Genomic DNA, 14,737 nt, shown 5'->3' with positions numbered 1-14,737 from the left:
CAGATGGTCGAACCAGTCGCGGTGATCGGGATCGGCTGCCGCCTTCCCGGTGACGTCCACTCACCTGACGAGTTCTGGGACCTGCTGTGCGCGGGCCGGAACACCACCCGGCCGATCCCCGCCGACCGCTGGCGCCGGGACGAGGACCGCAGCCCCGAGAACGCCGCCGCGCTGCGCGACGCCGTGCGTCACGGCAGCTTCCTGGACGACGTCGAGGGCTTCGACGCCGAGTTCTTCGGCCTGTCGCCCCGCGAGGCCGAACTGATGGACCCGCAGCAGCGGATCCTGATGGAGACCGCCTGGGAGGCCCTGGAGCACGCCGGCCTGCCGCCCCACGACCTGCGCGGCACCGACACCGGCGTGTTCGTCGGCGTCTGCACCGGCGACTACGGCGCCCGCCTGCTGGAGGACCTGCCCCAGATCGAGGCGTGGACCGGCATCGGCGCGGCCACCTGCGCGGTCGCCAACCGCATCTCCTACTCCCTCGACCTGCGCGGCCCCAGCATGGCGATCGACACCGCCTGCTCGGCGTCGCTGGTCGCGCTGCACCTGGCCGCCCAGAGCCTGCGGCTGGGCGAGAACGACGTCGCCCTCGCGGGCGGCGTCAACCTGGTCGTCACCCCGGGCCAGACCCTCACGCTCGGCACCGCCGGCGCGCTGGCCCCCGACGGCCGGTCGAAATCGTTCGACGCCTCGGCCGACGGCTACGGCCGCGGCGAGGGCGTCGGCGTGGTCGTGCTCAAGCGCCTGGCCGACGCCCAGCGCGACGGCGACCGCGTCCTCGCCCTGGTCATCGGCAGCGCCGTGAACCAGGACGGCCACACCCAGGGCATCATGGCCCCCTGCGGCGAGGCCCAGGAGCACGTGATGAACCGGGCCTGCAAGCAGGCCGGCGTCGCGCCGTCCACGGTCGACTACATCGAGGCCCACGGCACCGGCACCCGCCTCGGCGACCCCCTGGAGGCGGGCGCGCTCTCCTCGGTGTACGGAACCGGGCGGCCGGCCGACGACCCGTGCCTCATCGGCTCGGTCAAGTCGAACATCGGCCACCTCGAAGGCGCGGCCGGCATCGCCGGCGTCATCAAGGCCGTGCTCGCCCTGCACCGGGGCTCGATCCCGCCCAACGTGCTGACCAGCCTGAACCCGGCGATCCCGTGGGAGACCTCGGGCCTGCGCGTGGTCACCGAGCAGTCGGCCTGGCCGACCCGTGACCACCCCCGCCGGGCCGGCGTCTCCAGCTTCGGCTACGGCGGCACCGTCGCCCACATCGTGCTGGAGCAGGCCCCGCCCGCCCCGGTCATCGAGGCGGAGGAGACGGCGGGGGAGCGGCTGTTCCCGCTGTCGGCCGCCTCCGAGAAGGCGCTGCGGCAGTACGCCGGCGTCTTCGCCGACCACCTCGACAAGGGCGCCGACCTGGCCTCGGCCGGGCACACGCTGGCGCTGCGCCGCACCCACCTGCCCCGGCGCGCCGTGGTCCTCGGCGCCGACCGCGCCGACCTGGCCGCCGCGCTGCGCCGCCTGGCCGACGACGTGCCGGCCGAGTCGGTCATCACCGGCGACGTGCTGCCCGACCTCGGCCCCGGGCCGGTCTGGGTGTTCTCCGGCCAGGGGTGCCAGTGGCGCGGCATGGGCCGCGAGCTGCTCGCCGTGCCGGAGTTCGCGTCCGTGGTCGACGAGATCGACCCGATCTTCGTCGAGGAGATCGGCTACTCGCCCCGCCAGGTGCTGACCGACGGCGACCTCGACAGCATCGACCGCGTCCAGACCATGATCTTCGTGATGCAGCTGGGCCTGGCCCGGCTCTGGACCGCCCACGGCGTCACCCCGACCGCCGTCATCGGGCACTCCGTCGGCGAGCTCGCCGCCGCGGTGACCGCCGGCGCGATGAGCGTCGCCGACGGCGCCCGCCTCATCTGCCGCCGCTCGGCGCTGCTGCGCCAGGCCGAGGGCAAGGGCGCCATGGTCATGGTCGACCTGTCGTTCGAGGAGGCCGCCGACCGGCTGGCCGACCGCACCGACCTGGTCGCCGCGATCTCCTCGGCGCCCGGCTCCACCGTGTTGTCGGGCGACGTCGACGCGGTCGAGGAGGTGCTCAACGACTGGCCGGCCGAGGGCATCGTGACCCGGCGGGTGGCCTCCGACGTCGCCTTCCACAGCCCGCAGATGACGCCGCTCGCCGTCGCGCTGGCCGCCGGGGTCGCCGACCTGTCGTTCGGCCCGGCGAAGATCCCGATGTACACGACCGCGCTGGCCGACCCCCGCTCGACGCCCGTCCTCGACGGCACGTACTGGGCCGCCAACCTCCGCGACCCCGTCAGGCTCGCCGCCGCGACCGCGGCCGCCGCGCAGGACGGCTACCGCGTGTTCCTGGAGATCTCCCCCCACCCGGTGGTCGCCCACTCGGTGACCGAGACGCTCTCGGAGCACGGCTACGAGGACGTCTTCGTCGGCACGTCGCTGCGCCGCAACCAGCCCGAACTGCCGACGTTCCTCGCCTCGGTCGGCACCGCGCACTGCCACGGCGTCGACGTCGACTGGACCCGGCTCCAGCCGACGGGCGGCCTGGCCGACCTGCCGCCGTACGCGTGGCAGCACCGCCGCCACTGGCGCGAGTCGTACACCGAGACCGACAACCGCGGCCACGACGTGCACTCCCACACCCTGCTCGGCGCGGTCACCACGCTGGCGGGCAGCCGCACCCGGGTCTGGAAGACCAGCGTCCAGGACGCCAACCGCCCCTACCCGGGCAGCCACGCCCTCAACGGCGTCGAGATCGTGCCGGCCGCCGTGCTGGTCAACACGTTCCTGATGGCCGCCGAGGACGAGGACGTCACCCTCACCGACGTGGAGATGATGCACCCCCTGATGACGGCCGAGCGCCGCCAGATCCAGGTCGTGCACGAACCCCCGGCGGTCAGGCTCGCCGCCCGCACCCCCGCGGGCCCCGACGAGCCCGACCCGGCGTGGCTGGTCCACGTGACCGCGAACGTCGCCGCCCCGGGCCAGGTCAAACCCGACGTCCTCCCGGACGCCGGCGGGCTGACCCCGATGGACGCGGGCTTCGTCCACCAGCGCCTGGCCACGGTCGGCGTCCCGTCGACCGGCTTCGACTGGACGATCGAGACGCTGCTCGGCGGCGACGGCGCCCTGCGCGCCACCGTCCGCACCGACGGCGCGACCGGCTGGGCACCCGCCCTCGACGCGGTCATGTCGGTGGCCCCCTGCGTGTTCCCGGGCGACCCGGTGCTGCGCATGGTCGTCCACATCGACGAGATGGTGCTGACCGGCACGCCCCCCACGACAGTGATCATCGACGCGGCCGTCGACCCGGCCGCCGAGGACACCGCCCGTGCGGTCATCGCCGACCTCGACGGGAGGGTCGTCGGCCACCTGACCGGCCTGCGATACCCCGTCATCGACGCCCCCCTCCAGAACGAGGAGGACCTCGCGGGCCCGGCGGAGTCGTACGCCGGCGTGGCCCCGGAGGCCCTGCGGGAGCGTGTGCTGCCGGAGATCCAGGCGGAGATCGCGACCGTGATGCGCCTGGGACCGGAGGACCTGTCGATCCGGCGGCCCCTGGTCGAGCAGGGCCTCGACTCGGTGATGACCATCATGGTCCGCCGCCGGTTGGAGAAGCGCTTCGGCCGCCGCCTGCCCACGACGCTGTTGTGGCAGCAGCCGACCATCTCGGCCATCGCCGACCACCTGGTGGAACTCCTGCTGGCGGCCGTACCGGAGAAGGAGCAGGCGCCGCAGAGCGCCCCCCTCCTGGTCGGCTGATCTCATCAGCCCAAGCGGCCCGGGGGGATTTCGATCCCCCCGGGCATGCAACCCCGACCCGTTCCGGCGCATTAGATCCATGACGGCGTGCGCGGGAGGAGGCGGGGACGGATGGCGGGATCGTCGGCGCGTGACGACGAGTTCACCGACTACGTGTCCGCCCGGTCGGCCTGGTTGCGCCAGGTCGCCTTCCTGCTGTGCGGCGACTGGCACGGCGCCGACGAACTGCTGCAGGTCGCCGTCACCCGGCTCTACCTGAACTGGTCCCGGGTGCGTGCGGTGGAGAACCCCGACGGCTACGCCCGGACCGTGCTGGTCAACGCCTACCTGGCCGAGCGCCGGTCGTCGTGGGTGCGCCGGGTGATCCCCTTCACCGGCGACGAGGAGCGGCCCGCCGCCGACGGCGACCTCGACGGGGTGCTCGACCTGCGCCGGGCGCTGGCGGACCTGCCGCCCCGGCAGCGGGCCGTTTTGGTGCTTCGGTACTACTGCGACCTGTCGGTCGAGGAGACCGCGGTCACCTTGCGGTGCTCGCAGGGGAACGTGAAGAGCCAGTCCGCCCGCGGCATCGACCGGCTGCGCCGAATGCTCCATCCCCGCGCGGAGGAGGTCTCGTCATGACCCTGGACGCTGATGACCTCGCCGCCGGAATGCGGGAACTGGCCCGTACGGACGCGCCGCCGATGCGGCTCGACGTGGCGGCCGTGCGGGCGAAGGCGCGACGGCGGCTGCGGCGGCGCACCGCCGCCAAGGTGGTCGGCGGGATCCTGGCCTGCGGGGTGCTGCTCGCCGGGGTGGCGGTCGTCAACGGCGGCGACGAGGTGACGGTCGCCTCCGTCTCCCAGGGCGACGATCCCCTCGTGGCGCACGCCGCGTTCGGCTGGTTGCCCGAGTCGGTGCTCGGCGTCAGCCACGTCGTCGGCGCCCACGGCGACCAGGTGATGGCCAGGTCGGGCGGTGAGTGGGGCATGCGCCTGTGGCTGGCGATGCACGAGGCCGCCGACGACCCGCCGGTCGAAGACGGACGGACCGCCCTGCCCGCGCCCCCGGTGAACGGGCGGCGGGCGTACTGGATCACCAAGGACGCGGGCGACCCGCTCAACGGGGGCGAGGCCTTCCTACGGTGGCAGGTGACCGGCGGCCGGTGGGCCGAACTGCACGGCTACTACCTGAAGGAGGCCGACCCGGCGGCCGTCCTGCTGCGCATCGCGGCGGGCGTCACGATCGGCACCCGGCCCGTGCCGCTGCCCCTGCGCATCGACGGGCTGCCGGAGAGCCTCGACGTCACCGAGGTGCACTTCTGGCGGCCGGGGTTCACCGACGACACGACCTGGGAGCTGGCGATGTTCTACGCCGGACCCGGCGGCGCGTCGGTCACCATCCAGGTCAGCCCGCTGAAGATGCCGGGAAACCCGTGCCGCTCGGCCGCCGGGCTGCACGTGTGCGTGGACGCCAAGGGCGTCGACCCGGACGACCTCCTCCGGCGCATCACCCTGCTCGGCGCCGACGAACGCCGATGGACCACGCAGGTCGTCACGCCCTGACCGGGAACACGACGACCAGGTGTTCCTCCTCCCCGCCGCGCACCCGGACGTGCACGCGGAGGCGGTAGCGGCCCTTGCCCTCGATGGCCAGGTTCGGCATCGGGGCGCCCGGGCCGACGCCGTCGTCGCTCATCTCCGGCAGGGTCAGCCGGCCGGTGCGGCTGAGGATCGGCACCTCGGCGACCTGGTCCCAGCCGGCCGCGCGCCTCGGCGGCGGGCTGCGGAAGGCCTTCACCGTGAGGCAGAGGTCGATGACGTCGGCCACGTGGCCGATGAGGGCGGCGCTGCCGTCGGCGGCCACGATTCTGTCGTCGGAGGAGAAGAGTTCGTCCATCGCCTCGTCCATCGTGAAGCCGGGCGTCTCGTCGTCGGGGTCGTACACCATGTAGCCGGGGTCGCCATCGGCGAACAGGAAGTACTTCGCCGACGCCTGGACGACGCCCTTCGTCCGGGGCCACGGGTCGCGGCAGCGGGCGTTCTCGGCGGCGAGGGCGGCGGCGTCGGCGGCCTCGGCCTCCTCGGCCGTGTACAGCATTTCGGGGTTGGCCGCGCCGACGACCTCCGGGCAGACGTACAGGAGGTCATAGGGGTCGGCGCCGCCGCCCGGCCGCTCGCTTCCGGCGCGCCGCAGGATCGCCTCCTGCTCGGCGTGGTCGCGGGCGTGGCACAGGGTGCGCCCGTAGGCGAGCACGCCCTGGTCGGACAGGGTGTCGGGGAACAGGGGCGCGACTCCGCCCTCCGCGCTCCGGGCCCAGCACAGGAACATGGCCTCGCGTTCCGCGGGGTCGAGGTCGCCGAAGCCGGCGCCGCCGTAGCAGTCGGTCGACCAGCCGCTGAAGGTGAGGTGCGGGGTCTGCTCCGGGTGGATCAGCACCGCGAGCGGCACGACGGCCGCCAGCGCCGCCGCGGCCCGGGTCAGGCGGCGGCGCGCGGGTGACGGGATCACCGGGAGGGCGTCGGCGGACATCTCGCGGGCCATGCCCGCGTACCACACGAGGCCGACGAAGCCCGCCGCGTCGAGCAGGACCGTCACTGACAGGGGGCCGCCGGGGACGCGGCCGCCGGAGACGAACTGGACCACGACCGACAGCACGTGGACGCCCAGCGACGCCCATCCGGCGAGCATGGTGCCGGTGCTCCAGCGGCCGTCGCGCCGCTGCCCGGCGAGGGTGACGAGGGTCACCGCCAGGCCGGACACCAGCCAGACCATGTCGATGTAGGGGCGGGGGCCGAGTTGCGGGAGGTTGAGCGCGTCGAGCAGTTCGTCGGCGAGCCCGATCACCTCGACGGCGAACGCCACCCCGGCCGCCGCGCGCAGCACGCGGGACCGCCAGCGGACGACGAGCAGGAGGAGGACGTCGATCGTGGTCCACAACGCCAGCACCACGACCGTCACGACCGGACTGGGCAGCAGATCGATCGGGAGCCACAACACGAGGCCGTACGCCACCACGACGTACAGCAGCAGGCGCAGCGCCTTCTCCCTGCCGGTCACCGGCCCCGGCACGGGCGCGCGCAGGATCGACCACACGAAGGCGGCCTTCAGCACCGCCGCCCCGAGCAGCGCGGCGATCGTCTCGGGGTCGAACTCGTCGGTCGCGTAGAACCCCATGAAGGGCGGCGGCGACCACTGGACGGCCGCCCAGAGCCACGTGTCGCCGAGCACGAGACCCACGGCCGCAGCCGCGAGAAGCAGACCGACGACGCCGATCTTGACGATCCGCCATAACCCATCCGAGGACATGGAACGCGATCTTAGACGGGGGCTACGACAACGAAATTCCGAATGTACGACGCGGGCCACCTGATGAATGCAGGGAAACCGCATGTCGAATACGGTCGTCCTTCCGCGACCCCTATTAAGCCCTCGACCTGCTGCGCGAGAACTCGCCCGTCCACCGTTACGACGACGCGATGGAGATCCAGGCGGGGACCGGAGGACCTGTCGATCCGGCGGCCCCTGGTCGAGCAGGGGCTCGACTCGGTGATGACCATCATGGTCCGCCGCCGGTTGGAGAAGCGCTTCGGCCGCCGCCTGCCCACGACGTTGTTGTGGCAGCAGCCGACCATGGCCGTACCGGAGAAAGAGCAGGCGCCCTCCTCGTCGGCTGAGCTCATCAGCCCAAGCGGCCCGGGGTGATCCCCCGGGCCGTTCGCGAGAGTGACGCGGCTGTGGGGGGCGGGGGATTGCGCAGCATTGAGGGGAAGGTCACCATATGGACCTCATGAGACGTTCCTCGATCACCGGGTTACTCGTGGCGCTGGTCCTGACCGCCGCGCCCGTCCCCGCCCACGCCGCTCCCGCCCTCGACCCCGTCCTGGTCGACAACCCGCTCTACGACAGCGGGGTCATCGCCCGCTCGGCCTGCGTGGAGAGACCCATCAGCCGGCGTGGCGACGCCGCGGCGGCCAAGAAGTACGTCGCCGCCGTGGTGAAGTGCCTCAACCGGGTCTGGACGGCCCAGTTCGCCAAGGCCGGGCTCACGTTCGAGAAACCCCAGATGGTCCTGCTGACCAAGGATCCGAAGAAGGCCTGCGGGCACCCGTGGAGTCCGGACCAGTTCCGCAGGTACTGCCCCGAGGAGGGGAGGATCGTCGTCGTCCTCGACCGGACGCTCCTCGGCCGCCAGGTCGGCGACCTGTACGTCTTCACGATGCTGGCCGAGGCGTACGCCTGGCACATCACGAGGATCACCGGCATCTCCGAGGCCGCCGGGGACCTCGCCGGTCTCCAGTACAGCCGTCGTCTCGCCCTGCAGCACATGTGCCTGGCGGGCGCGTTCGTCGGGAGCGTCCACCGGTCGATGCGGCACCGGGACGCGCGCGACTGGCGGTTCGTCGTGAGCCGGTACCAGCACCAGGAGGCCGGGATCTTCAGCGGGAACCGGGAGAACATCGCCTTCTGGATGAACCGCGGCTTCACCAAGCGTAATGTCGCGGCCTGCTCGACCTGGACCTACTCGGAGTCGAAGGTGGAGTAGCGGGTCATTCCGCCGGGGTTTTCGCGAATGTACGATGCGGGCGACCTGATCAACGTAAGGAAACCGCATGTCGAATACGGTCGTCCCATTCGAGTTGTTCAGTCCCGACTATTTCCGCGACCCCTATAAAGCCCTCGACTGGCTGCGGGAGAACTCGCCCGTCCACCGTTACGTCTTCCCGGTCGGAAACGTGCCCATGTGGGTCGTGACCAGGTATGACGACGCGATGGAAATCCTCGGCGACACCCGGTTCAGCACGGCCGAGTGGCGCGGCAGCGCCGAATTCCAGGCGTCCGGCCTTTCCGTCAGCGCGGGCACCGTGCTTTCGCAGACCGTGCCCGGGCTCGACCCGCCCCAGCACACCAAAGTACGCCGCTGCGCCATGAGCGGGTTCACGCCGCGGAGCGTCGAGCGGTGGCGCGAGGACATCCGCGAGATCGTCGACGACACCATGCGCGATTGGGCGCCGGGCCAGGAGAGGGAGCTCGTCGCCGAGTTCGCCGCGCTGATCCCCTCGCGGGTCGTCTCGACGCGGCTCGGGTTCACGCTGGAGCGGCGCGAGCAGCTCGCGGGCGACGTCGACCTGCTCATCTCGACCGACCCGGCCGACTTCCCGCGTATCCCCGGCGCGCGCGAGCGCATCATCGCCTACGGGCGGGAGCTCGTCGAGCAGAAGCGGGCCGAGCCGGGCGACGACCTCACCTCGGCGTTCATCCGGGCCGCCGACGAGGAGGGGCGCATCAGCGCCGACGAGCTCGACGCGCTGGTCATCATCATGATCATCGCGGGGGTCGGCACGACGAAGATGTTCCTCACCAACGCCGTGCTGGCCCTGTTCGACCATCCCGACCAGCTCAAGCTGGTCGCCGACGACCCCGGCGTCCTGGCCGGAACCGGGGTCGAGGAACTGCTCCGGTACGAGTCGCCGGTGGCCTCGACCCCCTGGCGGTTCCCGAGCGAGGACGTCCGCGTCCGCGACCAGGTCATCGGGGCGGGGGAGCCGGTCATGGTGATGGTCGCGGCGGCCAACCGCGACCCCGCCGTCTTCGCCGACCCGCACCGGCTCGACCTCACCCGGGCCGGGGCGCGGCATCTCGGGCTCGGCCACGGCATCCACAACTGCCTCGGCGCGGCGGCGGCCCGGCTCATCAGCGAGATGACCCTGGCCGCGCTCATCGGGCGCTTCCCCGGGATCCGGCTGGCGATCCCGCGCGCGGAGGTGCGCCGCCACGAGGTCTGGGCGTTGAACGACTACCGGGCCCTGCCGGTGATCCTCTGATGGCGCGGCGGCTGGAGGTCGACCGGTCGCTCTGCTTCGGCACCGGCCTGTGCTCGGCGACCGCGCCCGGCCTGTTCACCCTGGGCGCCGACCGGGTCGCGGTCGCGCGCTCCGACGAGCTCACCGATCCGGCCGACCTCGCGCTGGCGGAGGAGGTCGCGGAGTGCTGCCCGCGCGAGGCGATCAGCCTGCGGCCGGCGTGACGACGATCAGCCGCCGGGTGGCGCGGGTGAGGGCGACGTACAGGTCCCTGGGGCCCGACTCGCGGTAGGACTCGATGGCGGCGGGGTCGACGACGAGCACGGTGTCGAACTCCAGCCCCCGGGCGTCGGGAGCGGCGACGACGGTCACGCCGCTCCCTTCGAGCGCCTCGGCCGCGCCGGGCGGGGCGATGACGCCGACGAGGCCGTGCCCCTCCTCCCGGGCCAGGGCCCTCACGGTCTCCAGGTCTCCGGTCACGGTGCGCGGGGGTTCGCCGTGGCGTACCGAACGTGACGGGCGCTGACCTGGGGCGATGCGGGCCAGCAGCGGGGTGGCGTGGCCGAGGATCTCGGCGGTGGTGCGGTAGTTGACCGTCAGCGTGTGGTGCACGAACCGCTCGCCGACCGCCTCGGTCCACGAGCGGATCGTGGTGGCCGAGCCCGACTGGGCGAAGTCGCCCACGACCGTCATCGAGCGCGACGGGCAGCGGCGCAGCAGCATCCGCCACTCCATCTCGGTGAGCTCCTGGGCCTCGTCGACGACGATGTGGCCGTACACCTCCTCGGGCGGGCCGTCGACCAGCGCGCGGGCCTCGTCGAGCAGCGCGAGGTCGGCGCGGGTGCGGGCGGTCCGGCCGAGCGCGTCCTCGGGGCGCAGCCTCGGCCACACCGCCTCGACCGCCCGGTCGACGGCCGGGTCGTCGAGGAGCTGCTCTCGCACGGCGTCCCAGTCGAACCCCGGCCCGGCCGCCGGGGCGTCGTCCAGGCCGAGGGAGCGCAGGTCGCCGGCGACCGCCTCGTCGAGGTCCACTCCGAGCATGGACGCCACCTCGGCGTCGAGCCGGGCCAGCGCGTCGGCGGTGCGCCGCTCCAGCAGGTCGACCAGGGCGTCGACCACGTATTCGCGGAACATCGCCCGCGCCGGGTTGTGGGCCAGGCCGTCGCGGACCGCGTGGCGGCGGGCCGTGTCGACCTCGGCGGCGGACAGGACCAGCGTCTCCTGGCCGACCTTGACCTCCAGCGGCACCCCGCGCGGCTGCCTGGCGCGCACCCGTCCGGCCAGCGTCGCGGCGGTGCCCGCGACGCCCTTCGCCCGCGCCGCCTCCTCCGGTTCGGCGGCGGTCGGGGCCAGCCCCACGAGGTCGGCCAGCGTGGCCATCCGCACGTCGTTCTCCCCCAGCGACGGCAGCACGTCGGAGATGTAGTCGAGGAAGCGGCTGTTGGGGCCGTACACGAGAACCCCGCGCCCGGCGAGGGCGGGGAAGGCGTAGAGCACGTAGGCGGCGCGGTGCAGCGCGACCAGGGTCTTGCCGGTGCCGGGGCCGCCGTCGACGACGGTGACGCCCCGGTGCGGGGAGCGCACGATCGTGTCCTGCTCGGCCTGGAGGGTCGAGACGGCCTCGCGCATGCGGCCGGTCCTGGCCCGGCTGAGGGCGGCGGTGAGCGGGCCGTCGCCGACCACGTCGCCGGGTCGGGGAGCCGAGCCGTCGAGGATCTCGTCGCTGACGTCCACGACCCGGCGGTTCTGCAGCCGCAGATGGCGGCGCCGGCGCAGGCCCAGCGGGGTCGCCGGGGTGGCGGCGTAGAACGGCCGGGCGGCGTCGGCGCGCCAGTCGACCAGGACGACCTCGCCGTCGGGGGAGCGCAGGCCGACCCGGCCGATGTGCAGGAAGTCCCCGGCGGTGCTGTCGATGCGGCCGAAGCACAACGAACGCTCGGCGGCCCGGAGCTCGCCGAGCCTGCGGGTCAGCCGCGACAACTCGACGTCGCGGCTGTGCAGGTCGTCGGAGGTGGTCAGCGCCCGGTCGCGGGCGGCCAGCGTCTCGGAGACGGCGGCGTCGAGGCGGTCGTACAGGCCGTCAACGATCTGCTGTTCGGTTTCCACCCGCCCAAGTATGGAGACGAGGGATACCTAAAGTAAGGCTTGACTTACTTTCCGGAGCCCATCGTCGTGTCGGACCGGACCAGGCGGAGGAACGCCTTCAGCCCGGTGATCAGCTCCTGGTTGTCGCTCAGCCCGTCGACCGTCTCGTCGAAACGCCGCGTCATCAGCGTGATGCGCCGGTTCAGGTCGTGGTCGGCGTCCTCCAGCACCGACCGCGCCGCCGCGAGCTCCCCGCGGACCCGCGCGAGGTCCTCGGTCAGCGACTCGACCGACGCCTCCAGGGTGGTCCGGGCCTCGACCAGGTTCTTGACGTCGGTACGCAGCGTCGCCACGTCCTGCCGCGGGTAGTGCAGCTCCTCCATCAACGTCCCGACCCGGTCCTTCAGATGGGCCAGGTAGGCCCCGGTCGGCCGGAACAGGGTCGCCAGCAGGTAGAAACCGGCGAAGTAGTAGCCGACGTACTCCCCGGAGAAGTACGTGACCACCGCGATCACCGCCGCCGAGACCACATGCCCGAGCACCGCCAGCCGCAACATCCGCTTCGCGATGCCCCGGGCCTCGTCCTCACGCGCCTGCGGCACCTCGATGCCCCGCTCGCGCGACAACGCGGTCTCGTGGACGACCCGGCGGGCCGAGAAGTACAGGTTCCACGGCACGGTCAGCAGGACCAGCAACCAGATCAGGCTGACCGCCCCGACGCCGATCGCCAGCACGGTGCTCGGCGCCACGCCGGTCGAGAAGGTCAACCAGGCGGCGAATATCGCGAAAGTCAGAGAAACCAGGAAAATCCACCATTTCATGCCCCAAAGGATCTTCCAGGTGGACGTCGGACGGCACCGCTCTCGTACTCAGACCGGCGTGGGTATACGCGCTACTCGGGCCAGGGGATGCCGTCGTCCCACATGCGCTCGGCCTCGGCCTTGAAGCGGTGGAACCAGACGCCGTCGCGCGGCTCCAGGGCCAGGATCGGGCCGCTCTCGCCCAGGGGGCGGTGCTCGAAGCGCTGCGCGCAGACGTAGACGCCGTCGACGACCTGGAGGCCCACCGTGGGGACGAACCGGGTGAGCCGGATCTCCAGGTTCCCGCCGGTGAGGGAGCGCAGATGGTCGAGTTCGGCCAGCACGCCCCGGATGCGCCCGGCCAGCAGCGCCGGGTCGGAGCCGCTGTAGCCGATCAGGGCCGCCGCCGCGATGACCGACTCGCTCTCGGGGTCGACCATCATCACCCGGATGCGCGCACCCCGTTCCAGCATCGTCTTCAGGTCGGCGCGCATCGTGTTGGCCGTCCGGGCCATCGACCGGCCGATGAACAGGTAGTCGCCCGCCCGCGCCCGGCGGGCCGTCAGGTCGGGCGGGAAGTCCTCGCGGAGGAGCGACCGGTCGGCGACCAGCTGGGCCACCTGGCGGCGCGACTTGATCTGCGAGAACGCCAACAACGCCAGCAGGGCCAGGGTCGCCGAGATGAGCACCGAGGTCTCGGCCAGGCCGACCACGCCGAGCACCGTGAAGACCAGCGCGACCAGGCCCAGCACGTAGAGGTCGAAGTTGTCGTCGCGGACGAGGTCGGCGAGGCGTCTCATGGTCCCCATCCTCGTTCAGGCGCCCTTCACGGGGAGGCTGAACCAGACGGTCTTCCCGCCCGCCACCCGGCTGGTGCCCCACCGGTCGGCGAGCTGGTTGACCACGAACAGGCCGCGGCCCTCGTCGTCGAAGCGGCCCGGTTCGCGCAGCCTGGGCATGCGGTGGTCGTCGTCGCTGACCTCGCACAGGAGGTGGTCGGTGCGCAGCAGCCGGACCGTGATCGGCCGGGCGGTCGCGCGCACCGCGTTGGTGACCAGTTCGGAGGCGAGCAGTTCGGCCGTCGGGATGAGGGTGTGCAGGCCCCAAGCGGCCAGCGTGCGCCGCACCAGCCCGCGCACCCGCGACGGGGTCTGGGCCTGCGGTTCCAGCAGCCACTGGGCGACGTCGTCACTGGGGATGCCGGTGAACCTGATGGCCAGCATCGTCACGTCGTCGCGCATCGGCGCGGCCGGGACCACGCTCGCGCAGACCTCCTCGAGTGGGCGCACTCCGGCCAGGCCGCGCCGCAGGCGCTCGACCCCGACGCCGATGTCCTCGCCGCGCTCCTCGACCAGGCCGTCGGTGTAGAGGACCAGCACGCTGTCGTCGTCGGCCGCGATCTCCACCGTCTCGAACGCGTTGCGCCCGAGCCCGATCGGGGTGCCCGCGGGCGGCTGGAGCACCTCGGCCTTGCCGTCGGCGCTCACCAGGACCGGGGGCAGGTGGCCGGCGCTGGCGATGGTGCAGCGGCGCAGGACCGGGTCGTACACACAGTAGACACAGGTCGTGATCGTCTGGGCGGCCAGCCGTTGCGCCATCTCGTCGAGCGACTGCAGCACCTGCTCGGCCGGGAGGTCCAGAGAAGCCAGTGTCTGTACGGCGATGCGCAACTGCCCCATGATCGCCGCCGCGTCGAGGCCGTGGCCCATGACGTCGCCCACGACCAGCGCCACCCGGGATCCGGGCAGCGGGATGACGTCGAACCAGTCGCCGCCCACGCGCGCGGCGGCGGGCTGGTAGCGGAACGCGATCTCCAGACCGGGCAGAGAGGGAGGCTGACCGGGCCGGATCCCGCGTTGCAGGATCTCCAGCGTCTCGAGTTGCTGGCGGTGTAATCGCCCGTGGAAGATCGTCAGCGCCACCGGGACCGCCAGCTGCCCGATGACCAGCACGTCGTCGTGGTCGAAGGCGTCGCGTTCACGGTCCCGCGCCAGCACCGCGCACCCGATGGCCTCGCCGTAGGCCCGCAGCGGCACGGTCAGCAGCCGCCCGCCCACGAGCTCGGGAACCGTGGCCGCCGGATCGCCCGACCAGCGCGAGGGCAACCGCCCCCGCGGGTCGAGCCGGTGCACGGCACCCCCGTCGAGGTAGACGGCGGCGGCGTCGGCCAGCCGGGGCACGGCCGCCTCGCAGAGCAGGCGTGCGGCCTGCTCCGGGTCGAGGCACTCGCCGATCGCCCGTGCCGTGTCACCGAGAAACGCCAGACCCTCGGTGTCGATCACTGCGCCG

Annotated in this window: 12 protein-coding genes; 7 read left to right on the top strand and 5 right to left on the bottom strand. The window is 72.7% G+C overall.

Going from position 1 to position 14,737, the window contains the following annotated elements:
• Window positions 1-3: 3 nt before the first annotated feature.
• From AW274_RS06000 to AW274_RS05990, 3 genes are all read left to right on the top strand, one after another.
• Complete coding sequence (locus AW274_RS06000) at window positions 4-3,780, top strand: type I polyketide synthase (protein ID WP_062429999.1); 3,777 nt, start codon at window positions 4-6, stop codon at window positions 3,778-3,780.
• A 111-nt stretch (window positions 3,781-3,891) separates the two neighbouring features.
• Entirely contained in the window at window positions 3,892-4,401 is a 510-nt protein-coding gene (locus tag AW274_RS05995) for a SigE family RNA polymerase sigma factor (RefSeq protein ID WP_062429998.1), read from the top strand.
• The gene (locus AW274_RS05990; RefSeq protein WP_062429997.1) at window positions 4,398-5,324 is read left to right on the top strand and encodes a hypothetical protein; all 927 of its coding nucleotides are present in this window, start codon (window positions 4,398-4,400) and stop codon (window positions 5,322-5,324) included. Before AW274_RS05995 ends, AW274_RS05990 begins: the two co-directional genes overlap by 4 nt.
• Here the strand turns inward: AW274_RS05990 and AW274_RS05985 are convergent.
• On the bottom strand, window positions 5,314-7,068 hold the full coding sequence (locus AW274_RS05985; protein ID WP_062429996.1) for a hypothetical protein: 1,755 nt from the start codon (window positions 7,066-7,068) through the stop codon (window positions 5,314-5,316). The genes AW274_RS05990 and AW274_RS05985 overlap by 11 nt on opposite strands.
• A 42-nt stretch (window positions 7,069-7,110) precedes the next feature.
• Here AW274_RS05985 and AW274_RS42570 point away from each other — a divergent pair, with 42 nt between their 5' ends.
• The 4 genes from AW274_RS42570 (at window position 7,111) to AW274_RS05970 (ending at window position 9,787) form a co-directional block, all read left to right on the top strand.
• A complete protein-coding gene (locus AW274_RS42570; RefSeq protein ID WP_083973850.1) occupies window positions 7,111-7,464 on the top strand; it encodes an acyl carrier protein in 354 nt (117 codons plus the stop codon).
• 85 nt (window positions 7,465-7,549) lie between these two features.
• Window positions 7,550-8,305, top strand: a complete 756-nt coding sequence (locus AW274_RS05980; protein WP_198169026.1) for a neutral zinc metallopeptidase — start codon at window positions 7,550-7,552, stop codon at window positions 8,303-8,305.
• A 67-nt stretch (window positions 8,306-8,372) separates the two neighbouring features.
• Window positions 8,373-9,584, top strand: a complete 1,212-nt coding sequence (locus AW274_RS05975; protein WP_062429994.1) for a cytochrome P450 family protein — start codon at window positions 8,373-8,375, stop codon at window positions 9,582-9,584.
• Window positions 9,584-9,787, top strand: a complete 204-nt coding sequence (locus AW274_RS05970; protein WP_062429993.1) for a ferredoxin — start codon at window positions 9,584-9,586, stop codon at window positions 9,785-9,787. The genes AW274_RS05975 and AW274_RS05970 overlap by 1 nt, the downstream gene beginning before the upstream one ends.
• On the opposite strand, the gene AW274_RS05965 is transcribed toward AW274_RS05970, so the two are convergent.
• The 4 genes from AW274_RS05965 to AW274_RS05950 form a co-directional block, all read right to left on the bottom strand.
• On the bottom strand, window positions 9,768-11,669 hold the full coding sequence (locus AW274_RS05965) for a HelD family protein (protein WP_232319990.1): 1,902 nt from the start codon (window positions 11,667-11,669) through the stop codon (window positions 9,768-9,770). The two genes, AW274_RS05970 and AW274_RS05965, sit on opposite strands and share 20 nt — an antisense overlap.
• Before the next feature lie 44 nt (window positions 11,670-11,713).
• Window positions 11,714-12,469 carry a kinetochore Spc7 family protein gene (locus AW274_RS05960; protein WP_062429991.1) on the bottom strand — a complete coding sequence of 252 codons (756 nt, stop codon included), beginning with the start codon at window positions 12,467-12,469 and terminating at the stop codon, window positions 11,714-11,716.
• Between the two features lie 71 nt (window positions 12,470-12,540).
• Entirely contained in the window at window positions 12,541-13,248 is a 708-nt protein-coding gene (locus AW274_RS05955) for a hypothetical protein (protein ID WP_062429990.1), read from the bottom strand.
• Window positions 13,249-13,263: 15 nt separating this feature from the next.
• On the bottom strand, window positions 13,264-14,730 hold the full coding sequence (locus AW274_RS05950) for an ATP-binding SpoIIE family protein phosphatase (RefSeq protein WP_062429989.1): 1,467 nt from the start codon (window positions 14,728-14,730) through the stop codon (window positions 13,264-13,266).
• Between the last annotated feature and the right edge of the window lie 7 nt (window positions 14,731-14,737).

This window comes from Herbidospora daliensis (assembly GCF_001570585.1).
Classification (GTDB): Bacteria; Actinomycetota; Actinomycetes; order Streptosporangiales; family Streptosporangiaceae; genus Herbidospora; species Herbidospora daliensis.
The sequence above is the reverse complement of the archived record's forward strand: the minus strand, read 5'-3'. Positions and strand labels throughout refer to the sequence as shown.